The sequence below is a fragment of the Paenarthrobacter sp. 10L420 genome (assembly GCF_056395385.1).
The window spans coordinates 559,343-582,574 of sequence record NZ_JBFTJK010000001.1 but is presented as its reverse complement, the minus strand read 5'-3'; the positions used below and the strand labels follow the sequence as shown (position 1 = coordinate 582,574).

Annotated in this window: 24 protein-coding genes; 1 reads left to right on the top strand and 23 read right to left on the bottom strand. The window is 60.8% G+C overall.

Translation table 11 applies throughout. The features are described from left to right. Window position 1: 1 nt before the first annotated feature. The 16 genes from rplF to rpsJ all read right to left on the bottom strand — a co-directional run bounded on the left by rplF (window position 2) and on the right by rpsJ (window position 8,029). Window positions 2-538 (bottom strand): 50S ribosomal protein L6, encoded by a 537-nt coding sequence (rplF, locus tag AC1DD5_RS02835; RefSeq protein WP_477520558.1) that lies wholly within the window; start codon window positions 536-538, stop codon window positions 2-4. Between the two features lie 18 nt (window positions 539-556). Next, a complete protein-coding gene (gene rpsH / locus AC1DD5_RS02830) occupies window positions 557-955 on the bottom strand; it encodes a 30S ribosomal protein S8 (protein WP_216925090.1) in 399 nt (132 codons plus the stop codon). Window positions 956-1,033: 78 nt separating this feature from the next. Continuing rightward, the gene (gene rplE / locus AC1DD5_RS02825) at window positions 1,034-1,621 is read right to left on the bottom strand and encodes a 50S ribosomal protein L5 (protein WP_144648593.1); all 588 of its coding nucleotides are present in this window, start codon (window positions 1,619-1,621) and stop codon (window positions 1,034-1,036) included. Next, a complete protein-coding gene (gene rplX / locus AC1DD5_RS02820; RefSeq protein WP_442004064.1) occupies window positions 1,621-1,980 on the bottom strand; it encodes a 50S ribosomal protein L24 in 360 nt (119 codons plus the stop codon). The genes rplE and rplX overlap by 1 nt, the downstream gene beginning before the upstream one ends. 3 nt (window positions 1,981-1,983) lie before the next feature. After that, window positions 1,984-2,352: a 50S ribosomal protein L14 gene (gene rplN / locus AC1DD5_RS02815; RefSeq protein WP_003803789.1), complete on the bottom strand. Its 369-nt coding sequence runs from the start codon at window positions 2,350-2,352 to the stop codon at window positions 1,984-1,986. A 354-nt stretch (window positions 2,353-2,706) separates the two neighbouring features. After that, on the bottom strand, window positions 2,707-3,003 hold the full coding sequence (rpsQ, locus tag AC1DD5_RS02810; RefSeq protein WP_142938371.1) for a 30S ribosomal protein S17: 297 nt from the start codon (window positions 3,001-3,003) through the stop codon (window positions 2,707-2,709). Continuing rightward, the gene (gene rpmC, locus AC1DD5_RS02805) at window positions 3,000-3,320 is read right to left on the bottom strand and encodes a 50S ribosomal protein L29 (protein WP_275959788.1); all 321 of its coding nucleotides are present in this window, start codon (window positions 3,318-3,320) and stop codon (window positions 3,000-3,002) included. Before rpmC ends, rpsQ begins: the two co-directional genes overlap by 4 nt. Window positions 3,321-3,322: 2 nt before the next feature. Next, window positions 3,323-3,739 (bottom strand): 50S ribosomal protein L16, encoded by a 417-nt coding sequence (gene rplP, locus AC1DD5_RS02800; RefSeq protein ID WP_003803795.1) that lies wholly within the window; start codon window positions 3,737-3,739, stop codon window positions 3,323-3,325. After that, a complete protein-coding gene (gene rpsC, locus AC1DD5_RS02795) occupies window positions 3,740-4,561 on the bottom strand; it encodes a 30S ribosomal protein S3 (protein WP_216925088.1) in 822 nt (273 codons plus the stop codon). It abuts the gene before it with no gap. Beyond that, complete coding sequence (gene rplV, locus AC1DD5_RS02790; protein ID WP_431115942.1) at window positions 4,562-4,927, bottom strand: 50S ribosomal protein L22; 366 nt, start codon at window positions 4,925-4,927, stop codon at window positions 4,562-4,564. 38 nt (window positions 4,928-4,965) lie between these two features. Beyond that, window positions 4,966-5,247: a 30S ribosomal protein S19 gene (rpsS, locus tag AC1DD5_RS02785; protein WP_011775591.1), complete on the bottom strand. Its 282-nt coding sequence runs from the start codon at window positions 5,245-5,247 to the stop codon at window positions 4,966-4,968. Window positions 5,248-5,259: 12 nt separating this feature from the next. Further along, on the bottom strand, window positions 5,260-6,099 hold the full coding sequence (gene rplB / locus AC1DD5_RS02780) for a 50S ribosomal protein L2 (protein ID WP_011775592.1): 840 nt from the start codon (window positions 6,097-6,099) through the stop codon (window positions 5,260-5,262). Between the two features lie 29 nt (window positions 6,100-6,128). Beyond that, window positions 6,129-6,434: a 50S ribosomal protein L23 gene (gene rplW / locus AC1DD5_RS02775; RefSeq protein ID WP_011775593.1), complete on the bottom strand. Its 306-nt coding sequence runs from the start codon at window positions 6,432-6,434 to the stop codon at window positions 6,129-6,131. Continuing rightward, window positions 6,431-7,048, bottom strand: a complete 618-nt coding sequence (gene rplD, locus AC1DD5_RS02770) for a 50S ribosomal protein L4 (RefSeq protein WP_431115944.1) — start codon at window positions 7,046-7,048, stop codon at window positions 6,431-6,433. Before rplD ends, rplW begins: the two co-directional genes overlap by 4 nt. A gap of 4 nt (window positions 7,049-7,052) precedes the next feature. Continuing rightward, window positions 7,053-7,703 (bottom strand): 50S ribosomal protein L3, encoded by a 651-nt coding sequence (gene rplC, locus AC1DD5_RS02765; RefSeq protein WP_026539807.1) that lies wholly within the window; start codon window positions 7,701-7,703, stop codon window positions 7,053-7,055. Window positions 7,704-7,720: 17 nt separating this feature from the next. Continuing rightward, window positions 7,721-8,029, bottom strand: a complete 309-nt coding sequence (gene rpsJ, locus AC1DD5_RS02760) for a 30S ribosomal protein S10 (protein ID WP_003803825.1) — start codon at window positions 8,027-8,029, stop codon at window positions 7,721-7,723. A gap of 385 nt (window positions 8,030-8,414) precedes the next feature. On the opposite strand from rpsJ, the gene AC1DD5_RS02755 reads away from it, so the two are divergent. Further along, window positions 8,415-9,848, top strand: coding sequence for a GH1 family beta-glucosidase (locus tag AC1DD5_RS02755; RefSeq protein ID WP_442018332.1), 1,434 nt, complete (start codon window positions 8,415-8,417; stop codon window positions 9,846-9,848). A gap of 26 nt (window positions 9,849-9,874) precedes the next feature. Here AC1DD5_RS02755 and AC1DD5_RS02750 read toward each other — a convergent pair whose 3' ends face one another. From AC1DD5_RS02750 to AC1DD5_RS02720, 7 genes are all read right to left on the bottom strand, one after another. Then, on the bottom strand, window positions 9,875-10,000 hold the full coding sequence (locus AC1DD5_RS02750) for a hypothetical protein (protein ID WP_442018331.1): 126 nt from the start codon (window positions 9,998-10,000) through the stop codon (window positions 9,875-9,877). 25 nt (window positions 10,001-10,025) lie between these two features. Further along, window positions 10,026-14,297 (bottom strand): hypothetical protein, encoded by a 4,272-nt coding sequence (locus AC1DD5_RS02745; RefSeq protein WP_477520557.1) that lies wholly within the window; start codon window positions 14,295-14,297, stop codon window positions 10,026-10,028. A 158-nt stretch (window positions 14,298-14,455) separates the two neighbouring features. Beyond that, window positions 14,456-15,646, bottom strand: coding sequence for an elongation factor Tu (tuf, locus tag AC1DD5_RS02740; RefSeq protein ID WP_223933983.1), 1,191 nt, complete (start codon window positions 15,644-15,646; stop codon window positions 14,456-14,458). A 232-nt stretch (window positions 15,647-15,878) separates the two neighbouring features. Further along, a complete protein-coding gene (gene fusA, locus AC1DD5_RS02735; RefSeq protein ID WP_431115948.1) occupies window positions 15,879-17,993 on the bottom strand; it encodes an elongation factor G in 2,115 nt (704 codons plus the stop codon). A gap of 69 nt (window positions 17,994-18,062) precedes the next feature. Continuing rightward, window positions 18,063-18,533 (bottom strand): 30S ribosomal protein S7, encoded by a 471-nt coding sequence (rpsG, locus tag AC1DD5_RS02730; RefSeq protein WP_003803829.1) that lies wholly within the window; start codon window positions 18,531-18,533, stop codon window positions 18,063-18,065. Between the two features lies 1 nt (window position 18,534). Next, entirely contained in the window at window positions 18,535-18,909 is a 375-nt protein-coding gene (rpsL, locus tag AC1DD5_RS02725; protein WP_009358312.1) for a 30S ribosomal protein S12, read from the bottom strand. A gap of 353 nt (window positions 18,910-19,262) precedes the next feature. Further along, window positions 19,263-23,162: a DNA-directed RNA polymerase subunit beta' gene (locus AC1DD5_RS02720; protein ID WP_477520556.1), complete on the bottom strand. Its 3,900-nt coding sequence runs from the start codon at window positions 23,160-23,162 to the stop codon at window positions 19,263-19,265. Window positions 23,163-23,232 lie beyond the last annotated feature (70 nt).

The window sequence follows — 23,232 nt, the reverse complement described above, 5'->3', positions numbered from 1 at the left end:
TTTACTTACCAGCCTTTCCGACCTTGCGGCGGATGACTTCGCCGGCGTAACGGACACCCTTGCCCTTGTAGGGGTCAGGCTTGCGCAGCTTGCGAATGTTGGCAGCAACCTCGCCGACCTGCTGCTTGTTGATACCCGCAACAGAGAGCTTGGTCGGACCCTCTACTACGAAGGTGATGCCTTCGGGTGCCGAGACGTTAACCGGGTGGCTGAAGCCAAGAGCGAACTCCAGGTCAGAACCCTTTGCCTGAACGCGGTAACCAGTACCAACGATTTCAAGCTTCTTCTCGTAGCCCTCGGTAACGCCCTGGATCATGTTGGCGATCAGGGTGCGGGTCAGGCCGTGCAGCGAACGCGAGTTGCGCTCGTCGTTCGGGCGGGTGACCGTGAGAGTGTTCTCTTCCTGGGTAACCTCGATCGGGCTGGCTACAGTGTGGCTCAGCTCTCCCTTGGAACCCTTGACGCTGATGACGGAGCCATCGAGCTTGACCTCAACTCCGGCAGGAACGGTGATGGGGAGACGTCCAATACGTGACATTATTCTCTTCCTTTCCCGTTACCAGACGTACGCGAGGACTTCGCCGCCCACGCCCTTCTTGCCGGCCTGCTTGTCAGTCAGGAGGCCGGAAGAGGTGGACAGGATTGCGATACCCAGGCCACCCAGCACGTGCGGCAGGTTGGTGGACTTCGCGTAAACGCGGAGGCCCGGCTTGGAGATGCGGCGGACGCCAGCGATGGAACGCTCGCGGTTCGGACCGAACTTCAGGTCGATGGTCAGCTTCTTGCCAACCTCGGCGTCTTCTTCCTTCCAGCCGGCAATGTAGCCTTCTGCCTTCAGGATGTCAGCAACGCGTGCCTTCAGCTTGCTGTACGGCATGGTCACGGTGTCGTGGTATGCCGAGTTTGCATTGCGCAGACGCGTGAGCATGTCTGCGACAGGATCTGTCATAGTCATTTGGGCTATAGCCCTTCCTCATAACGGTTTCCGCTGCGCCTGCTCTTGCGAGCCTGCGCTGCCGGACCTGTTACGTAGTTAGTTTTCGGTCTTGAACGGGAAACCAAGCGCCTTGAGCAGCGCGCGGCCTTCGTCGTCGGTCTTGGCGGTGGTGACGACCGTGATGTCCATACCGCGAACGCGGTCGATGGAGTCCTGGTCGATTTCGTGGAACATAACCTGCTCGGTCAGACCGAAGGTGTAGTTGCCGTTGCCATCGAACTGCTTGCCGTTGAGGCCGCGGAAGTCACGGATACGCGGCAGAGCCAGCGAAACCAGACGGTCCACGAATTCCCACATGCGGTCTCCACGCAGGGTTGCGTGTGCACCGATCGGCATGCCTTCGCGCAGCTTGAACTGTGCGATCGACTTACGGGCTTTGGTTACCTGCGGCTTCTGGCCGGTGATCAGGGTGAGGTCGCGGACAGCGCCGTCGATCAGCTTGGAGTCCTTGGCGGCATCTCCAACACCCATGTTCACAACAACCTTCACCAGGCGGGGAACCTGGTTCACGTTCGCATAGCTGAACTCGTCCTGCAGGGACTTCTTGATGGTCTCTGCATACTTCGTCTTCAGACGCGGAACGATCTTGTTTGCGACGGTAGTCTCAGACAGTGTTTCACTCATCAGATGTCCTTCCCGGTGGCCTTGGACACGCGGATACGGACGGTCTTGGTAGCGCCATCCTTCTCAACGGTGTCGAGACGGAAACCAACACGGGTCGGCTTCTTGGTCGACGGGTCAACCAGAGCAACGTTGGAAACGTGGATCGGGGCCTCAATGACCTCGATGCCACCGGTCTTGGTGCCGCGCTGCGACTGACCGACCTTGGTGTGCTTGGTGACGCGGTTGATTCCCTCTACCAGCACGCGGTTGGTATCCGGGAATACGCGCAGGACCTTGCCCTGCTTGCCGCGGTCGCCGCCACGTTCCTGCTTGGCGCCGGTGATGACCTGAACGAGGTCACCCTTTTTGATCTTAGCCATGGACTAAAGCACCTCCGGGGCCAGCGAAACGATCTTCATGAACTTCTTGTCGCGAAGTTCACGACCAACCGGGCCGAAGATACGGGTACCGCGGGGGTCACCGTCGTTCTTCAGGATCACAGCTGCGTTTTCGTCAAACTTGATGTAGGAACCATCCGCACGGCGGCGTTCCTTCTTGGTACGGACGATGACCGCCTTAACGACGTCGCCCTTCTTTACGTTTCCGCCGGGAATAGCGTCCTTGACGGTAGCGACGATGACGTCGCCAATGCCTGCGTAGCGACGACCGGATCCACCGAGAACGCGAATGGTAAGGATTTCCTTAGCACCCGTGTTGTCGGCGACCTTGAGTCGCGACTCCTGCTGAATCAATTTTTACTCCTTGCGTCGCGCCGGTTCTCAGACCGAAATCATGCATACGGAATGAGCCTTGCGGAACGGTTGATCGGGGTGTCTCTTGACCTGCCTGGATTTTGCCAGAAGAGGCCTAAACGCCCGTGCCACGAGCATCAGCTTCCCTTGCAGAAAACTCTGCGCGGGGCAGTATGCAGCGGCACGATTGTTTACGAGGTAGTTGATGACGCACAATTGGCGCCATACAAACTCAATATCCTAGCATGTTTCGCTGGTCTTTCCGAAACGTGCCAGGAACGCGGAAGGGCCCGCGTTCCATGTAGAACGCGGACCCTTCCAATAAATCTCAACCGGGCAAGCCCAGCGTCGGATTTACTTGGCCTTCTCGAGGATCTCCACCAGGCGCCACCGCTTGGTAGCGGACAGCGGGCGGGTCTCAGAGATGAGAACGAGGTCGCCGATGCCGGCGGTGTTCTCTTCGTCGTGAGCCTTGACCTTCGAGGTGCGGCGAATAACCTTGCCGTACAGAGCGTGCTTCACGCGGTCTTCAACCTGAACAACGATGGTCTTTTCCATCTTGTCAGAGACAACGTAGCCGCGACGCGTCTTACGGTAACCGCGCTGTTCAGCGCTGGCTGCTGCTTCCGTCACAGTTTCCTTCTCGCTCACTTGGCGTCCTCTCCAGCTTCAGCTTCGGCAGTTTCAGCCTTGGCAGCCTTCTTGGACTTCTTTTCTTCCTTGGCTTCCACAACCGGTGCGGCAACCTCGGCACGAATGCCCAGCTCGCGCTCACGCAGAACGGTGTAGATGCGTGCGATGTCCTTCTTTACCGCACGCAGGCGACCGTGGTTCTCCAGCTGACCGGTGGCGGACTGGAAACGCAGGTTGAACAGCTCTTCCTTGGACTTGCGGAGTTCTTCAACGAGACGCTCGTTGTCGAAACCGTCCAGCTGTGCGGGTGCGAGATCCTTCGACCCTACTGCCATTTCTATTCACCACCTTCGCGACGCACAATGCGTGCCTTCAACGGGAGCTTGTGGATTGCCAGGCGCAGGGCCTCGCGAGCTACCTCTTCATTGACACCGGAGAGTTCGAAGAGAACCCGGCCCGGCTTGACGTTTGCGACCCACCATTCCGGAGAACCCTTACCGGAACCCATACGGGTTTCAGCAGGCTTCTTCGTCAGCGGACGGTCCGGGTAGATGTTGATCCAGACCTTACCGCCACGCTTGATGTGGCGGGTCATCGCGATACGGGCGGACTCGATCTGACGGTTCGTCACGTATGCCGGGCTCAGGGCCTGGATACCGTACTCACCGAAGCTGACCTTGGTGCCACCCGTTGCAGCGCCGGAACGACCCGGGTGATGCTGCTTACGGTGCTTGACTCGACGTGGGATAAGCATTTAAGCCTCTCCTCCTTCTGCTGCCGGAGCAGCAGCTTCAGCGGCCGGAGCCTCTGCAGCAACCGGTGCTGCGTCAGCGGCCGGGCGGTCGTTACGACGACGGCGGTCGCCACCCGGGCGGCCCGGACGGTCTCCTGCGCGGCCACGGGACGGAGCAGCAGCTGCCTGCTGAGCCAGTTCCTTGGCGGTTACGTCACCCTTGTAGATCCAAACCTTCACACCGATGCGGCCGAAGGTGGTCTTGGCTTCGTAGAAGCCGTAGTCGATGTTCGCGCGGAGGGTGTGCAGGGGCACACGGCCTTCGCGGTAGAACTCCGAGCGGGACATTTCTGCGCCACCCAGACGACCCGAGCAAGCAACACGGATACCCTTGGCACCCGCACGCTGTGCGGACTGCATGGCCTTCTTCATCGCACGGCGGAAAGCCACGCGGGAAGTCAGCTGCTCAGCGATGCCCTGGGCAACAAGCTGTGCTTCCATCTCGGGGTTCTTGACCTCGAGGATGTTCAGCTGAACCTGCTTGCCAGTGAGCTTTTCGAGCTCGCCGCGGATGCGGTCTGCTTCGGCGCCACGGCGACCGATAACGATACCCGGGCGTGCCGTGTGGATATCCACGCGGACACGGTCACGGGTGCGCTCGATCTCAACCTTGGCGATGCCGGCGCGCTCCATGCCAGTGGACATGAGCTGACGGATCTTGATGTCCTCGCGGACGAAATCCTTGTAGCGCTGTCCGGCCTTGTTGCTGTCAGCAAACCAGTGCGAAACGTGGTCGGTGGTGATGCCGAGTCGGAACCCGTGCGGGTTTACTTTCTGTCCCACTTAGCGAGCCTCCTCTTTCTCCGGGGTTGCGACGACCACGGTGATGTGGCTGGTCCGCTTCCTAATGCGGTAGGCGCGGCCTTGGGCACGCGGCTGGAACCGCTTCATGGTCGGGCCTTCATCAACGAATGCTTCGCTGACGAACAGGTCGCTGTCGTCGAATGCAACGCCGTCACGGTCCGCGAGGACACGTGCGTTGGCCATTGCCGACTGAAGTACCTTGAATACCGGCTCCGAAGCTGCCTGGGGGGCAAACTTCAGAATTGCCAGAGCCTCATTCGCTTGCTTACCACGAACAAGGTTGACGACGCGCCGGGCCTTCATAGGCGTTACGCGGATGTGACGCGCAATAGCCTTGGCTTCCATTGCTTTCCTTCTCTCGTCTAAGACGTAAAGTCAGGCGCCTAGCGGCGCTTGCCCTTACGGTCGTCCTTAACATGGCCGCGGAATGTCCGCGTGGGAGCGAATTCGCCGAGCTTGTGCCCGACCATCGACTCAGTGACAAACACCGGAATGTGCTTGCGTCCGTCGTGTACGGCGATCGTGTGCCCGAGCATGTCGGGGATGATCATCGAACGGCGGGACCAGGTCTTGATGACGTTCTTGGTGCCCTTATCGTTTTCCCGTGCGACCTTCACAAAGAGGTGCTGGTCAACGAAAGGACCTTTTTTCAGGCTGCGTGGCATGTGTCCAGGCTCCTATCGCTTGTTCTTGCCAGTACGGCGGCGACGAACAATAAGCTTGTCGCTCTCTTTGTTCGGACGGCGGGTACGGCCCTCGGGCTTGCCGTTCGGGTTAACCGGGTGACGTCCACCGGAAGTCTTACCTTCACCACCACCGTGCGGGTGGTCAACCGGGTTCATGGCTACACCACGGACGGTCGGGCGAACGCCCTTCCAGCGCATACGGCCGGCCTTGCCCCAGTTGATGTTCGACTGCTCGGCGTTGCCGACCTCGCCGACGGTTGCGCGGCAGCGCACGTCAACGTTGCGGATTTCGCCGGAGGGCAGACGCAGCTGGGCGAAGCGGCCTTCCTTGGCAACGAGCTGTACCGAAGCACCAGCGGAACGTGCCATCTTGGCGCCGCCACCCGGACGCAGTTCAACTGCGTGGATAACGGTACCAACCGGGATGTTGCGCAGCGGCAGGTTGTTGCCCGGCTTGATGTCAGCGTCGGGACCAGCCTCGACGAAGTCACCCTGGGACAGCTTGTTAGGAGCGATGATGTAACGCTTGGTGCCATCAACGTAGTGCAGGAGTGCGATGCGAGCCGTGCGGTTCGGGTCGTACTCGATTTCGGCAACGCGGGCGTTGATGCCGTCCTTGTCGTGACGACGGAAGTCGATCAGACGGTACTGGCGCTTGTGCCCACCACCCTTGTGACGGGTGGTGATCTTACCGGAGTTGTTACGGCCGCCAGTCTTGTGCAGCGGACGCAGCAACGACTTTTCCGGAGTCGATCGCGTGATTTCAGCGAAGTCGGCTACGCTCGAGCCACGACGGCCCGGGGTAGTCGGCTTGTATTTACGGATTCCCATAATTTATTTCCTCGTTAAAGTGGTCTCCGCTACGCGAGCGGACCGCCGAAGATGTCGATTGTGCCTTCTTTGAGGGTGACAATTGCACGCTTGGTGCTCTTGCGCTGTCCCCAGCCGAATTTGGTGCGCTTGCGCTTACCGGCACGGTTGATGGTGTTGATCGAGTCAACTTTGACCGAGAAGATCTTCTCAACGGCCAATTTGATCTCGGTCTTGTTCGAGCGAGGGTCCACCAGGAAGGTGTACTTGCCTTCGTCGATCAGACCGTAGCTCTTTTCCGATACGACGGGTGCAAGCACGACGTCGCGCGGGTCCTTGATGGTGGTTACGCTCACTTGGAGGCCTCCTCGTTCTTAGCCTTGTCAGCGACGAACGCCTCGAAAGCAGCCTTGGTGAAGACCACGTCGTCGGAAACGAGAACGTCGTAGGTGTTCAGCTGGTCTGCGTACAGAACGTGAACATCTGCGAGGTTGCGCACGGAGAGTGCAGCGACGTCGTTGGCGCGCTCGATAACAACGAGCAGGTTCTTGCGCTCGGAGACTGCACGCAGCGAAGCCAATGCTTCCTTGGCGGACGGCTTGGAGCCGGCAACCAGTTCAGCGATGACGTGGATGCGACCGTTACGGGCGCGGTCAGACAGGGCGCCGCGGAGAGCAGCAGCCTTCATCTTCTTGGGGGTGCGCTGGCTGTAGTCACGAGGGGTCGGACCGTGGACAACGCCACCGCCGGTCATGTGAGGAGCACGGATGGAACCCTGACGGGCGCGGCCGGTGCCCTTCTGCTTGAACGGCTTGCGACCTGCACCGGAAACCTCGGCGCGGGTCTTCGTCTTGTGGGTACCCTGGCGGGCAGCAGCGAGCTGCGCGACGACGACCTGGTGCAGCAGCGGCACGTTGGTCTGGACGTCGAAGATCTCTGCAGGCAGGTCTACCTTGACAGTGCTAGTCATCTAACTAGGCTCCCTTCACGGCGGTGCGTACGAGTACGACCTGGCCGCGGGCACCGGGGACGGCACCCTTGATAAGGAGCAGCGACTTCTCAACGTCAACAGCGTGAACCGTGAGGTTCAGCGTCGTGTGACGCTCGGCGCCCATGCGGCCGGCCATTTTCAGGCCCTTGAAGACGCGGCTCGGGGTGGATGCGCCACCGATGGAGCCAGGCTTACGGTGGTTCTTGTGGGCACCGTGGGAAGCGCCAACGCCGTGGAAGCCGTGACGCTTCATAACACCGGCGAAGCCCTTGCCCTTGGAGGTGCCGACGACGTCGATCTTCTGGCCGGCTTCGAAGATCTCAACAGAGAGCTCCTGGCCCAGCTCGTAGGATGCGGCGTCTGCGGTACGCAGTTCGACAACGTGGCGGCGAGGAGTTACGCCTGCCTTTTCAAAGTGACCAGCCAGCGGCTTGGTGACCTTGCGGGGGTCGATCTGGCCGTAGCCGATCTGGACGGCGACGTAGCCATCTACCTCTGCGTTACGCAGCTGGGTGATGACGTTGGAGTCAGCCTGGACGACAGTTACCGGGATGAGCTTGTTGTTCTCGTCCCAGACCTGGGTCATGCCGAGCTTCGTGCCCAGCAGGCCCTTTACGTTACGGGTTGCGGTCATAGTCTCTCAGCACCTCCCTAGAGCTTGATTTCGATGTTCACGTCTGCAGGCAGGTCGAGACGCATAAGCGAGTCAACAGCCTTCGGCGTGGGGTCGATGATGTCGATCAGACGCTTGTGAGTACGCATTTCGAAGTGCTCACGGCTGTCCTTGTACTTGTGCGGAGAGCGGATAACGCAGTACACGTTCTTCTCCGTCGGAAGCGGCACCGGGCCGACTACCGTTGCGCCTGCGCGCGTGACCGTCTCAACGATCTTCCGCGCTGAAACATCAATGACCTCGTGGTCATATGACTTCAGCCGGATGCGGATTTTTTGTCCCGCCATGTCGCCTGACTCTCTTTCAGCTAGTGCTGCTCTAGTTAGGGCTGCTCTGTTTACTTACCTGTTGGCGTGGCCGCCGAAGCGTTTGAGGTTGTACCACCACACGCCGCACAAGCTGAATCCGGATCATTCCGGGTTCCTCAACTTACCGGCGCACCGACCCCCGCGGTCGGGCGTGTCGCGATTTTCACGCAAACTCGACCGCATTCCATGGGGTTCAGGGTTATGTTTGGGCTTCAGCCTGGACCCTGACACCCGGCATTATCCGGATCGGGACACGAAGAAGCGCTTGAACAACTCATCCAGTATGGCGGAAATAAAGGCCAAAGACCAATCGGGGCCCGGTCGGGCATTGCCACAGCCGCCACGCGCTGTGGATGATAGTGGAATGACCGCCCAGGATACGGGTTCCGTGGAAGATCTGGCCGCGCGCCTACGTCCAGGGTTCACGCTGGGAGTGGCGGCCGCCGCCTTCCAGATTGAAGGTTCTGTAACCGCTGATGGGCGGGGACCTTCGGGCTGGGATGCATTCGCGCAGAAGCCGGGGGCAATCGTCGATGGCGACTCCCCCACCATTGCGTGCGATCACTACAACCGTGCTCACGAAGATATCACCCTGATGCAGGAACTGGGCATCGACTCGTACCGCTTCTCCTTGTCCTGGCCAAGGATACAGCCCGGCGGCAAAGGTGGAATCAACCAGCGCGGGCTGGACTTCTACGATCGCTTGATCGACAAACTCCTTGCTGCCGGTATCTCGCCCATGGCAACCCTGTTCCATTGGGATACTCCTCTGGAACTTGAGCACGCAGGCGGCTGGATGAATCGGGATACAGCGGAACGCTTTGCTGTCTATTGCAGCGCTGCAGCGGAGCGCTTTGGGGACCGTGTGGAGCACTGGGTCACCATGAACGAACCAGTTTCCGTCACGCTCCAGGGCTATGCTTTGGGCGTCCACGCCCCAGGCCGCCAGTTGTTGTTCGATGCACTTCCGGCCGCCCATCACCAATTATTGGGCCATGGATTGGCAGTGCGGGCCCTGCGTGAGGCCGGAGTGAAAGGGCAGATTGGCATCTCCAATATGCACTCCCCCGTCCGCCCAGCGAGCAACAGCCTCTCGGACCGTTTGATGGCCCAGTCCTTCGATCTGCTCCTCAACCGCATTTATGCTGACGCCGTCCTGCTGGGTCAGTACCCCAGGCCACCTTTGCCCATGAAACCCTGGTTCCGGTCATTGGGGACCATCCGGGATGGTGACCTTGAGCTGATCAGTCAGCCGCTGGACTTCTATGGGCTCAATTACTACTACCCGATCAAGGTTGCCGCAGGGCGAGGACCGGCGGAGATCCCCACAGGCACGGCCGTCGAAATGACGAAAGTGCCGTTCCACCTTGCCGCCTACCAGGAGTATGAAACAACCGGATTCGGCTGGCCAGTGGCGCCGGAGCATTTGGCAGTACTGCTCCGCGAGATGAAGGACCGCTACGGCGAGGCCCTTCCGCCGGTTTATATCACCGAAGGCGGGGCCAGTTTTCCGGAGCCTTCGCACGTTGATGGGCCCATACAGGACCATAACCGGATCAGCTACCTTGCGGAGCATCTTGGCCACGCGCTGACTGCTACAGGGCCCGGCGGCATCGCCGAGGACGTCCAACTCCGCGGTTACTACGTGTGGACACTCCTGGACAACTTCGAGTGGGCGGCTGGGTACTCGCAACGCTTTGGCTTGGTGCATGTGGACTTCGACACCTTGGAGCGCACACCCAAAGACTCTTTTTACTGGTACCGGGCGCTGGGCCGGGCACGCCACCGGGAACCCTAGCCCAGGTGGGTTAACTCCGCATGCACCTACTTGTTCTTGTTGGCGCGGTTGATGCGCTTGGCGCGGTCAATTTCGTTCCGGAAGTACTTGCGACCCCACAGCACTCCGCCGCCGATCACCGCGATGATGGCAAGGAAAATCAGAAATTCCATGGTGCTCCTCTCATTGAGCTCAACGTTAGCGGATTCCATCCTGACTGGATGCTGCCGAGCGTTCCTCTGTCGGGTTGTTGCCGTCGATTGCCGGCGGTTTTCGGTTCAGCCGCCATATGGCCAGCACGATCAGGGCCAAGGCAACGATCGCCAGCATGGCGAACGCGTAACTGCGAAGCGCCCACATGACGCTGGCGGCCACACCAGCGGCCCCCCACCACACGAACATGCGCTCAGCCAGGAGAAGCCCGGCCACCAAGAGCACTGCATGGGCCACGAGGACGTATATCTGCTGGGATGAAGTGCCCATGAAACTTGTCCCCACGGCTGTCAAGGACAGCAGCCCTGCTGTGAAGGCAAGCCGCAATTGTCCCTCAGAACGTTGCCGGTCCAAGTAGCGCGCCCCTGCCATAACCGCCCCGGCGACGACGTACCATTGTGCCGCCCAAAACCAATCCGGCGAGCTGCCATCCACAAACAGAAGCGCTCGTTGGAACCCGGCGAGCGTAGCCACAGCAGTGATTTCTCCGGCCAGCCTCTTGCCGTCTGTGACCTCGATGACCAGCAACACTCCGGAAACCAGGATGAGGGTGGCACCCACCAGCGAGGTTTGGTCCCGCCCCAGGCCAACGGCCGCAGCTACTCCAAGCCCCGTGACCGACGTTGCCGCAAGGGCGTTCCGCCGCCAAGGTTGTGAGGCGATGAAGGGGCCGCCCAGCCTGCGGACCACATACATCGCAGCCCCGGTTCCCGCTGCGCCTATCAACCATGGCAGGAAGGAGTCCCAGGCAGTCAGCTCCCGACCATCCAGCAAACCGTCGACGGCGGCCACGGCACCAACCAGCGCGGCGGGCGCGGCAGCGGCATAGAGGGAGGGCATCCCCTCAAAGTGCGAGGCGGCGAACAGCACCGACGCCAGAACCAGTACGGCAAAACCGCAAAGCGACAGTGACGTCGTCATAGCCAACAAGCCACCAGCAGCGGTGAAGGTAAGTGCCGTAATCAACCACAGCAACCGTTCGGCCACATCTGCGGCTGAACCCCCGCCAGTCATGACCTGCCTCGCGTTCAGGGGCGGGAAAACTGCCCTGGCAACGATGGCAGCCACTGCCAGCGCCAGCAGCACCCATGGCACGTGGTACTTGTCCAGCAACGGCTGATACAACCACGTATCTGCTGGGAAGCCCAGGGAGGGTCCAGCCGTGATCACTCCTGCCGTGAGTCCAGCGATCCCGAAGTACTGCGCTCCCCGGGCGCCAAAGGTGCGCCACGCGATCGCGGCCGCTACTGGCACGAATGCCAACTCCGCGAGAAGCACCCAACGGCCACCGCCGTCGTAATCTGCTGCGAGCAAGTAGACCAGTGGGAGAAGAAGCTGTGCGCCTGGAATTGCCCAAACCATTGCCTTCTGGAACGGGTCGTCGCTGTGTCGCCTCTGGAGGAAGGACTGCACAAACAACTGCACTGGCAACTGCAGGATAAGGATCAGCGCGACAGCGACAGATGTAGCCGCAGCCGACTCCGTGAAGTCAGCCACCACCAGCGTGACCAAGGCCCCGGAGAGAATGCGCACAGCCAACAGGTATCCACCGCGGGCCAGGCGCTGGCCGGTCACAGCAACCATGAAGCCGCTGTATGCCGTAAAGATGCCCAGCAGGAGTTCCAGATCCCTGACATTTCCAAGCCGGAGGGCCAACAGCAGAACCATCGCCGCAGGAGCGAACAACCATCCCAGTTTGTGGGCTCGAAGCGTCGTGCTGATGGCCACGGCCGCCAGAGCCGTAATGGTGGCACCCGCACCTGGCTGCCAGCCCTCGAGAACCCCCGAAGCCCCGCCCAAGGTGAGGAACATACTGCACAGGACCATCCCGGCAAGCACCACTCCAGCATCGATAATGGCAGGCCCCAGGGACTTCGCAAGATAACCCGCACGCAGCGGCAGGATCAGCTGCAGGGCAAGAACGACAATGACAATGAGGCCAACGGCAACCTCTTCATCGGCAATCTGGAAGCCGGCGTCCTTCGTTGCGTCGTAGTAGGCCGAGGCAGCCAACACGGTTCCCGCGGCGCGCGCCAACCACCAGTAGCTTTGCCTATGCAGGGAAGCACGCAACCGGAGGGCTGTGGCGCAGAAGTAGATGACAGCGGCCAACAGAACCACGTTGGCCAGTGTCCGCGACACAGCAACCCCCGCCACGACGCCTGACACCGTAGCGGCGGCCGGAGCCAGGAACTCCCCCATTGTGGGGCGCCAGCCGGACCAACTACGGTCCCGGCCCTGAGGGAACGCCAACCAGCCGGAAACCAAACCTGCTGCAACCACCGCCCCCACAGCAACTGCCACGGTGGGCCGCCCCGATGTGCCGTCGAAAATGGGCAAAGCAAGGAGACCTGCCATCGCCGCCCCGCCGAATCCCGCTGTGGACGCCTGCCCTCCCACGGCGCGAACGCCGTTGGCCTCAAGCAAGGCACTCACCAGCTGCTGTACGGCACATGCCGCCACGAAAGCGAACAACGTGTAGGAAGACCTGTACGGATGATCGGCGAAAACGCCGGCAGCCAACGCCGTTACCGATAACGTAAGAGCGACCCGCCCAGCCAGGACGTAGACATGTCGAAGTGGCCTCGACTTGATTGCTCCCAGAAGGAACCAATAGAGGGCCGCGACAACTAGCAGCCCGGTCACGGGCCACGCACCCAGCAACCCAACGAACGGTGCTGCCACGACAAGTATGGCGGCGGGTATGAACTCTGCCCCCTCGCCCAGCTTCCAACCCAGCACCATGGCGGTCGGCATCGCGATGAAGAGCGGCACAAACTCTGGAAGCTGGAAAGTTCCCACGCCAAGCATGACCGTGAGCACAACTGCCGCAACAGTTTGCAGCCCGAGGCACGAGACGGCGTCGTACCACCACGTTCGTGGAAGCAAGCGTTTTCCGCCGAAGGCGACTCCAACCGATTGGACCCCCAAGCAGAGGATTCCAGCCAGAACCACGTGGCTGGAATCCGCAGATACATCCCACACAAGACCCAACACTGCCAAGGTGAGGGCGACGCGGGCACCATAGATATTGAGCAATCGGTGCTGGCCTGACGGCGCTTGCTGGCCTGACGGCACAAGCACCATCACTGCAAAGTACAGCCCGCACATCAGCATGACCATGGGGTACTCCCCCTTGGCCAGGAAGTTGGGCGTCATGCTTACCGCGAGCCCCACGAAAGGCACGACAAACGGATGCAGCATCACCAGAGGACGGAGATAGAGCGGAGGTAGCCACCGAGGGCGAACCAGCGCTCCGAGCGTGAAGAGAATGGCAACGCCAATCAGCGCCGTAAAGTACCAGACCAAGGCCCCGCCAAGCACTGAGACTCCGGACCATGCCGTGGAGACCACGAAGGTGAGCGAGAGCAGCGCCAGCACCTTGTTATCGAGGCGCAGCGCGGCGTAAACGTAGGCAGCAGTTCCCAGCAACGAAGTGACCAGCCAGGCCATGGGGCCGTGATGAAGGGCAAAGTTATACATGGCCAGGCCTGTAACCGGGACGAGGGCCAGCCCCGTTCCGGTAAAAGCTATGGCTGCCGGGCGAAGCCGCGGCACCCTTCGCTGGATGATGAGTCCTGAAGCATAGAACAAGATGGTGATGGCCCAAATAGCCACAAACCGTAGAACCTCGGGAAGGCTGGTTCCAACGAACAAGGCGCCGGCGGCAACAAGCAAGAGACTCGCGACGTACAAGGTGATGTTGATGTTTTGGCGGTCGCGTTTCTCCTTCCGAGCCGCCACCGCTTCCGGGCTCTCAGGCTTGGGAAGCGTCGGCTGGAATGGTGGCTGTTGTTGCGTAGGAACCACATTTCCCTGTGGAGCGGGCACGCGACTGCTCGACGGCGGCACCCCGACTGGCGCAGCGATCCTCACGGTCTGCTGAAACCCAGGAGGAATGATTGCCGGCTGGAACGGCATCTGCTGCTGTACCACAGGCGATTGCTGTACTGTCGGCAACTGCTGCGCTGTCGCCGCTACCTGTACTGCCGGCGGTACCTGTACTGGAGCCGGCTGCTGTACAGCAGCCGGTCGCTGCCGCACTTTGGGCCGTTGGCTTTGCCCTCGCGCGTCCTCCCACCCAGCCAGATGGCCGGCGAGGTACCCCGCACGATAAGTAGCGGCGTCGTCGATTCTGACAGCCGGCGTCGAGCGGGCCCCTTCCCGTCGGCCCCGCACCAAGCCCAGTGCGTAGCCAATGACACCAATAAGGACCAAAAGCAGCAGCACAAGGCCTGTTGTCAAGAATCCCAGCATGGAAGCTCCTACGGTGAAGCCGGGCGCAAGGCCTGCACGGCATTAATCCAATCGATAGATAAATGATAGCAAAGAAGAACCCCACCACATAAGCGATGGGGTTCTTCTTTAGCTCGCTACCGACAATGCCGGAAGTTTTGCCGACCTACAAGTAGAAACTACTTGATGATCTTGGTAACACGTCCCGAACCAACGGTGCGGCCGCCTTCGCGGATAGCGAAGCCGAGGCCCTCTTCCATAGCGATCGGCTGGATGAGCTCAACGGTCATCTCAGTGTTGTCGCCAGGCATAACCATTTCCGTGCCTTCCGGCAGGGTGATAACGCCGGTTACGTCCGTGGTACGGAAGTAGAACTGCGGGCGGTAGTTCGAGTAGAACGGGTTGTGACGTCCGCCTTCGTCCTTGGAAAGGATGTAGACGTTGGCCTCGAAGTCGGTGTGCGGGGTGATGGAACCCGGCTTGACGACAACCTGGCCACGCTCGACGTCGTCGCGCTTGAGACCGCGGAGCAGGAGGCCACAGTTCTCGCCGGCCCATGCTTCGTCGAGCTGCTTGTGGAACATCTCGATACCGGTAACCGTGGTCTTCTGGATCGGGCGGATGCCAACGATCTCGACCTCGGAGTTGATGGCGAGGGTTCCACGCTCGGCGCGGCCCGTAACAACGGTGCCACGGCCGGTGATGGTGAAGACGTCTTCGATCGGCATCAGGAACGGCTTGTCGCGGTCACGTACGGGGTCCGGAACGGACTCGTCGACAGCTGCCATCAGGTCCTGGACGGACTTGACCCAAACCGGGTCGCCTTCCAGAGCCTTCAGACCGGAAACGCGAACAACCGGAGCTTCATCGCCATCGAAGCCCTGCGAGCTCAGGAGCTCACGAACTTCCATTTCGACGAGGTCGAGGAGTTCTTCGTCATCAACCATGTCCGACTTGTTCAGTGCGACCAGCAGGTAGGGAACACCAACCTGGCGGGCGAGCAGAACGTGCTCACGAGTCTGGGCCATCGGACCATCGGTTGCGGCAACCACGAGGATTGCGCCGTCCATCTGGGCAGCACCGGTGATCATGTTCTTGATGTAGTCAGCGTGACCGGGGGCGTCAACGTGTGCGTAGTGACGCTTCTCGGTCTGGTACTCCACGTGGGAGATGTTGATGGTAATACCGCGCTGGCGCTCTTCCGGAGCAGAGTCGATGGACGCGAAGTCGCGCTGCTCGTTGATGTCCGGGTACTGGTCGTACAGCACCTTGGAAATGGCGGCAGTCAGCGTCGTCTTACCGTGGTCAACGTGACCAATGGTGCCGATGTTGACGTGCGGCTTAGTCCGCTCGAACTTTGCCTTTGCCACAGGTTCCTCCTAGAACGATTTCAAGTGAAGTGCTCCTCGGCCGCGCTTTTCGCGGCAGAAACTTTAGCAAGTCTACTTGGGGGCTTGGTTTTGGTGAAATTGCAGATTCAGGAACCAATACTAGTTCCTAGAGCCTGTTCGCGCAGGGGGCCGGGCCGCGACTTTCGCCGCAGCCCCGCCACTCACGCTGAGATGCCTTCCCGGAACCGGAATTGCATCCGTTACCGGGAGATTACTCGCCGCGGGTTTTCTGGATGATCTCGTCGGCTACAGCCTTCGGGACCTCCGCGTAGCTGTTGAACGTCATGGAGTACACGGCACGACCCTGCGTCTTGGAACGGAGGTCGCCAATGTAACCGAACATGCCGGACAGCGGAACGTGTGCACGGATAACCTTCACACCTGCTGCGTCCTCCATGGACTGCATCTGGCCACGGCGGGCGTTCAGGTCACCAATAACATCACCCATGTATTCCTCAGGTGTGCGGACCTCAACATCCATCAGCGGTTCGAGCAGAACAGGGTTCGCCTTGCGTGCAGCTTCCTTGAAAGCCATACGGCCGGCGATCTTGAACGCCATTTCCGAGGAGTCAACATCGTGGGACGCGCCATCGATCAGCGTGGCCTTGATGCCAACAACCGGGTAGCCGGCCAGGACGCCGTCGTTCAGTGCATCCTGGATACCAGCGTCAACGGACGGGATGTATTCGCGCGGAACGCGGCCACCGGTGACCTTGTTCTCGAACTCGTACAGCTCGCCGGAAGAGGTGTCCATCGGCTCGATCGCGATCTGGATCTTTGCGAACTGACCCGAACCACCGGTCTGCTTCTTGTGCGTGTAGTCGTGACGCTCTACAGCGCGCTTGATGGTTTCGCGGTAAGCAACCTGCGGCTTGCCAACGTTCGCCTCAACCTTGAATTCGCGGCGCATGCGGTCCACCAGGATGTCCAGGTGGAGCTCGCCCATGCCGGCGATGATGGTCTGGCCAGTGTCTTCGTTGAGGGAGACCTGGAAGGTCGGGTCCTCAGCGGAGAGCTTCTGGATGGCCGTGGAGAGCTTCTCCTGGTCACCCTTGGTGTTCGGCTCGATGGCAACCGAGATCACGGGCTCCGGGAAGCTCATGGACTCGAGGACGATCTGGTTGTTGGCATCACACAGGGTGTCACCCGTAGTGGTGTCCTTCAGACCGATGGCTGCATAGATGTGGCCGGCAGTAGCGCCCTCAACGGGCATTTCCTTGTTGGCGTGCATCTGGAACAGCTTGCCGATACGTTCCTTCTTGCCCTTGGTGGAGTTGACCACCTGGGCGCCGGCCTCAACGTGACCGGAGTATACGCGGATGAAGGTCAGCTGACCGAAGAACGGGTGCGCCGCAATCTTGAAGGCGAGGGCCGAGAACGGCTCGTCAGCAGAGGGCTTGCGGGTGAGTTCCTTCTCTTCGTCGCGGGGATCGTGACCGATCATCGGCGGGACGTCGAGCGGGTTCGGCAGGAAGTCGACAACAGCGTCAAGCATGGGCTGTACGCCGCGGTTCTTGAAGGCAGAGCCACAGAACACCGGGTAGAGCTCGGAGTTGATGGTCATCTTGCGGATGCCGGCCTTCAGTTCCTCAAGGGTGAGTTCTTCACCTTCGAGGTACTTCTCCATGAGCTCTTCGGAAGCCTCGGCCACAGTCTCTACGAGCTGTGCACGGTACTCTTCAGCCTTGGCCTGGAGGTCCGCCGGAATTGCCTGCACTTCGTAGGAAGCGCCCATGGTGACGTCACCCTTTGCGTCGCCAGGCCAAACCAGGGCACGCATTTCGAGGAGGTCAACGACACCGATGAAGTCGTTCTCAGCGCCGATGGGCAGCTGCATGACCAGCGGCTTGGCACCGAGGCGGGAAATGATGGTGTCTACGGTGAAGTAGAAGTCAGCGCCCAGCTTGTCCATCTTGTTGACGAAGCAGATACGCGGAACGTTGTACTTGTCAGCCTGGCGCCATACAGTCTCGGACTGCGGCTCCACGCCTTCCTTGCCGTCGAACACTGCGACAGCACCGTCGAGGACGCGCAGGGAGCGCTCAACCTCAACCGTGAAGTCAACGTGGCCCGGGGTGTCGATGATGTTGATCTGGTTCTTGTCCCAGAAGCAAGTCACGGCGGCAGACGTGATGGTGATGCCGCGTTCCTTTTCCTGTTCCATCCAGTCGGTCGTCGAGGCGCCGTCGTGCGTCTCGCCGATCTTGTGGTTCACACCCGTGTAGAACAGGATGCGCTCGGTAGTGGTGGTCTTGCCGGCATCGATGTGGGCCATGATGCCGATATTGCGGACCTTGTTAAGGTCGGTAAGCACGTCCTGTGCCACGGGGTCTCCCTTTCGGATGGACTACACGTTCGCCGCCGGCTCGGTTGAGCCGACGGCGCCCGGGAGGATTTACCAGCGGTAGTGTGCGAAGGCCTTGTTGGACTCGGCCATCTTGTGGGTGTCTTCGCGACGCTTGACAGCGGCACCGAGACCGTTCGAGGCATCCAGGATTTCGTTCTGGAGGCGCTCGGTCATGGTCTTCTCGCGGCGGGCCTTGGAGTAGCCCACGAGCCAACGCAGGGCGAGGGCGGTGGAGCGACCCGGCTTGACCTCAACCGGAACCTGGTAGGTGGCGCCACCAACACGGCGTGAACGCACCTCGAGGGAAGGCTTGACGTTGTCCATGGCCTTCTTGAGGGCAGCAACGGGGTCGCCGCCGGACTTGGCACGTGCACCTTCGAGGGCACCGTAAACGATGCGCTCTGCGGTGGACTTCTTGCCGTCAACCAGAACCTTGTTGATCAGCTGAGTGACCAACGGGGAGCCGTAAACGGGATCGGAAACTAGCGGCCGCTTCGGGGCCGGACCCTTGCGAGGCATATTACTTCTTCTCCATCTTTGCGCCGTAACGGCTGCGGGCCTGCTTGCGGTTCTTGACACCCTGGGTGTCGAGTGCGCCGCGGACGATCTTGTAGCGGACACCCGGAAGGTCCTTCACACGACCACCACGGACGAGCACGATGGAGTGCTCCTGGAGGTTGTGGCCAACGCCGGGGATGTAAGCGGTAACTTCAACGCCACCGTTGAGGCGCACACGTGCCACCTTACGAAGAGCCGAGTTCGGCTTCTTGGGGGTGGTGGTGTAAACGCGGGTGCAAACACCGCGGCGCATCGGGCTGCCCTTCAGCGCGGGAGCCTTGGTCTTGGAGACCTTAGGCGTGCGGCCCTTGCGGACCAGCTGGTTAATCGTAGGCACTTTCGTGTTCTCCGTTGTTTGATCTCTGCCCCCACACACAGGCGCCAGCCAGTGTAAACGTGGGAACTTTGGCGTTGCTCATGCGGCCGGCCGAAACTCCGGTAGGCGTGCAAAAGTGCGGCATTCGTTGCGCATGTTGCCCGCAACCCGGAAACAGGCTCCACCCAGCACCATGAGAACAAAACCAAAATGATGCTGCGGCGGCCTTCATCCACTGCCACACAGAACAATTACCAAAATTCTAGCACGGCTTGATCTGAGGCCTTAATCGGGTGTATGGCGTTCCAATGACAGGACGGGCCCCGCACTCAAGAGTGCGGGGCCCGTCCTTCAGCCATTAACTACTGCTGGTTTCAGCGGAAGTCGTTACCGAGATCGTAGTCATCCAGCGGGATGGCGTGGAACTCGGGAGCACCGTCGCCGCCCAGGGCGTCATAGGAGAAATCGGTGAAAGCGCTGGGGCCCGTGAACAGGCTTGCCTTTGCTTCCTCGGTCGGCTCAACCGTGACCTCCGTGTAACGGGGCAGGCCCGTTCCGGCCGGGATGAGCTTACCGATGATGACGTTCTCCTTGAGGCCGAGCAGAGGATCGCTCTTGCCTTCCATGGCCGCCTGCGTCAGGACGCGGGTGGTCTCCTGGAAGGAAGCGGCCGACAGCCAGGACTCGGTTGCCAGGGACGCCTTGGTGATACCCATGAGTTCCGGACGACCTGAAGCCGGGGACTTGCCCTCGGACACGACGCGGCGGTTCTCGTCTTCGAAGCGGGAGCGCTCTGCAAGCTCACCAGGGAGCAGGTCGGAGTCGCCGGATTCGATGACGGTCACGCGGCGCAGCATCTGGCGGACGATAACCTCGACGTGCTTGTCGTGGATACCAATACCCTGGCTGCGGTAAACGCCCTGGACCTCGTCCACAAGGAACTTCTGTGCGGCACGGGGACCCATGATGCGCAGAACCTGCTTCGGGTCCACCGGACCGTTGATCAGCTTCTGGCCGACGCTGACGTGCTCGCCATCCTCGATGAGGAGACGGGAACGGCGCAGCACCGGGTAGGCAATCTCTTCGGAACCATCGTCCGGAGTGATGACCAGGCGCATCTGGCGCTCGGACTCTTCGATGGTGATGCGGCCGGCTGCTTCAGCAATCGGTGCGACACCCTTCGGAGTACGGGCTTCGAAGAGCTCCTGGATACGGGGCAGACCCTGGGTGATGTCGTCGCCACCACCAGCAGAAACAGCACCACCGGTGTGGAACGTACGCATGGTCAGCTGGGTACCGGGCTCACCGATGGACTGTGCGGCGATGATGCCCACGGCCTCGCCGATGTCCACGGTCTTGCCCGTTGCCAGCGAACGGCCGTAGCAGAGTGCACAGGTGCCGACCTTGGACTCACAGGTGAGTACGGAGCGGACCTTGACTTCGGTGATACCTGCAGCCAGCAACTGGTCGATAACGACGTCGCCGCAGTCGGTTCCGCCGGCAGCCAGGACGTTGCCCTGGGCATCGACGACGTCGACAGCCAGCGTACGTGCGTAGGCGCTGTTCTCGACGTTCTCGTCCAGGACGAGCTCACCGTTGGAATCCGGCACGGCGATCGGCGTGAGCAGACCGCGCTCGGTACCGCAGTCCTCTTCGCGGACGATGACGTCCTGCGAAACGTCCACCAGACGACGGGTCAGGTAACCCGAGTTGGCGGTACGGAGAGCGGTATCGGCCAGACCCTTACGGGCACCGTGCGTGGCGATGAAGTATTCCAAGACCGACAGGCCCTCGCGGTAAGAGGACTTGATCGGGCGAGGGATGATCTCACCCTTCGGGTTGGCCACAAGACCACGGATACCCGCGATCTGGCGAACCTGCATCCAGTTACCACGTGCACCGGAGGACACCATGCGGTTGATGGTGTTCATCGGGGACAGGCTGTCACGCATCGCCTGGGCGATCTCGTTGGTGGCCTTGTTCCAGATCTCGATCAGTTCCTGGCGACGCTCGTCGTCGTCGATCAGGCCCTTGTCGTACTGACCCTGAATCTTGGCAGCCATGTTCTCGTAACCAGCCAGGATGGCGGGCTTGGAGGTAGGCACCTCGATGTCGGAGATAGCCACGGTGACGCCCGAGCGGGTTGCCCAGTAGAAACCGGCATCCTTCAGGTTGTCCAGCGTGGCAGCCGTGACAACCTTCGGGTAACGCTCGGCGAGGTCGTTGACGATCCGGGACAGTTCGCCCTTGTCGGCAACAGCCTCAACCCACGGGTAATCCTCGGGCAGCGTCTGGTTGAAGATGACCTGGCCCAGGGAGGTCTGGACGAGGGCCGTCTGACCCGGCTCCCAACCTTCCGGAGCTTCCCAACCGGCGTAAGGCACGAAGTTGTCCAGACGGATCTTGACCTGGGAGTTCAGGTGCAGATCACGGGCGTCGTACGCCATGATGGCTTCCGAAACCGAGGAGAAGATGCGGCCTTCGCCGGCAGAGCCGACGCGCTTGGTGGTCAGGTGGTACAGGCCGATGATCATATCCTGCGAAGGCAGGGTAACCGGGCGGCCATCGGACGGCTTCAGGATGTTGTTCGAGGACAGCATCAGGATGCGGGCTTCAGCCTGGGCTTCCGGGCTCAGCGGCAGGTGCACTGCCATCTGGTCGCCGTCGAAGTCAGCATTGAAGGCGCCACAAACCAGCGGGTGAAGCTGGATTGCCTTGCCTTCCACAAGCTGCGGTTCGAAGGCCTGGATGCCAAGGCGGTGAAGGGTAGGTGCACGGTTGAGCAGCACCGGGTGTTCGGTGATGATCTCTTCCAGCACGTCCCAAACCTGCGGACGGTAACGCTCGACCATGCGCTTTGCCGACTTGATGTTCTGGGCGTGGTTCAGGTCAACCAGGCGCTTCATCACGAACGGCTTGAAGAGCTCCAGGGCCATCTGCTTGGGCAGACCACACTGGTGCAGCTTCAGCTGCGGGCCAACAACGATGACCGAACGGCCGGAGTAGTCAACACGCTTGCCGAGGAGGTTCTGGCGGAAACGACCCTGCTTGCCCTTGAGCATGTCGCTCAGGGACTTCAGCGGACGGTTGCCCGGACCCGTAACGGGGCGGCCACGACGACCGTTGTCAAAGAGGCTGTCAACAGCTTCCTGAAGCATGCGCTTCTCGTTGTTGACGATGATCTCCGGAGCACCGAGGTCAAGCAGTCGCTTGAGTCGGTTGTTGCGGTTGATCACACGGCGGTAGAGGTCGTTGAGGTCAGAGGTCGCGAAGCGGCCACCGTCCAACTGGACCATCGGGCGCAGTTCCGGCGGGATCACCGGGACAGCGTCCAGAACCATGCCGAGCGGGCTGTTGTTGGTGGTCAGGAATGCGTTGACAACCTTCAGGCGCTTCAGGGCACGCGTCTTGCGCTGGCCCTTGCCGTTCTGGATGGTGTCGCGCAGGGACTCAGCCTCAGCCTGCATGTCAAAGGTCTCAAGACGCTTCTTGATCGCCTCGGCACCCATGGAGCCTTCGAAGTACATGCCGTAGCGGTCACGCAGTTCGCGATACAGGCCCTCGTCGCCCTCAAGGTCAGCGACCTTGAGGTTCTTGAAGCGGTCCCAGACCTGCTCAAGGCGCTCGATATCGGCGTCGGCACGCTTGCGGACGTTCGCCATCTGGCGGTCTGCGGAGTCGCGGGCCTTCTTCTTGTCGGCAGCCTTGGCGCCTTCACCTTCAAGACGGGCAAGCTCGTCTTCAAGGTCGCGGGCGATCGTGGCGATGTCGCTGTCGCGGTTGTCCACCAACTGCTTCTTCTCGAGGTCGTGCTCGATCTGGAGGTTCGGCAGTTCAGCGTGGCGGTTTTCCGTGTCAACGCTGGTGATCATGTAGGCAGCGAAGTAGATGACCTTCTCAAGGTCCTTCGGAGCCAGGTCCAAGAGGTAGCCCAAGCGCGAGGGAACGCCCTTGAAGTACCAGATGTGGGTTACAGGCGCAGCCAGTTCGATGTGGCCCATGCGCTCACGACGCACCTTGGCGCGGGTGACTTCAACGCCACAACGCTCACAGATGATGCCCTTGAAGCGGACGCGCTTGTACTTGCCGCAGTAGCATTCCCAGTCGCGGGAAGGACCGAAGATCTTCTCGCAGAAAAGACCGTCCTTCTCAGGCTTGAGGGTGCGGTAGTTGATGGTTTCCGGCTTCTTGACCTCACCGTAAGACCAGCCACGGATGTCTTCCGCGGTGGCGAGGCCGATCTGCATGAGGCCGAAGGAGGATTCGCTGGACATATGGTCCCTGTTCTCTCTTGTTCTCTAAATTCTGAAGTCTTGGTTACGGGAAGAGGGAGCTGTTCCGGTG